Here is a 599-nt window from a genome sequence, read left to right as displayed (position 1 = left end):
TCTCGTGACTGCGTGCCTTTTGAAGAATGAGCCTGCGAGTTTGCGGTGTGTTGCGAGGTTAACCCGTGTGGGGAAGCCGTAGCGAAAGCGAGTCCGAACAGGGCGATTCAGTAGCGCGCTCAAGACCCGAAGCGGAGTGATCTAGCCATGGGCAGGTTGAAGCGGAGGTAAGACTTCGTGGAGGACCGAACCCACCAGGGTTGAAAACCTGGGGGATGACCTGTGGTTAGGGGTGAAAGGCCAATCAAACTCCGTGATAGCTGGTTCTCCCCGAAATGCATTTAGGTGCAGCGTCGTGTGTTTCTTGCCGGAGGTAGAGCACTGGATAGGCGATGGGCCCTACCGGGTTACTGACCTTAGCCAAACTCCGAATGCCGGTAAGTGAGAGCGCGGCAGTGAGACTGTGGGGGATAAGCTCCATGGTCGAGAGGGAAACAGCCCAGAGCATCGACTAAGGCCCCTAAGCGTACGCTAAGTGGGAAAGGATGTGGAGTCGCAGAGACAACCAGGAGGTTGGCTTAGAAGCAGCCACCCTTGAAAGAGTGCGTAATAGCTCACTGGTCAAGTGATTCCGCGCCGACAATGTAGCGGGGCTCAAG

1 rRNA gene is annotated in these 599 nt (G+C 56.3%); it reads left to right on the top strand.

The features are described from left to right. Positions 1 to 599: ribosomal RNA gene (locus HW130_RS20760) — 23S ribosomal RNA — on the top strand; the annotation flags it as partial.

It is taken from the genome of Streptomyces sp. PKU-EA00015 (assembly GCF_013387495.1).
Lineage (GTDB): Bacteria > Actinomycetota > Actinomycetes > Streptomycetales > Streptomycetaceae > Streptomyces.
Note: the sequence above shows the minus strand (reverse complement) of the source record. Positions and strands in the feature narration are given on the sequence as shown.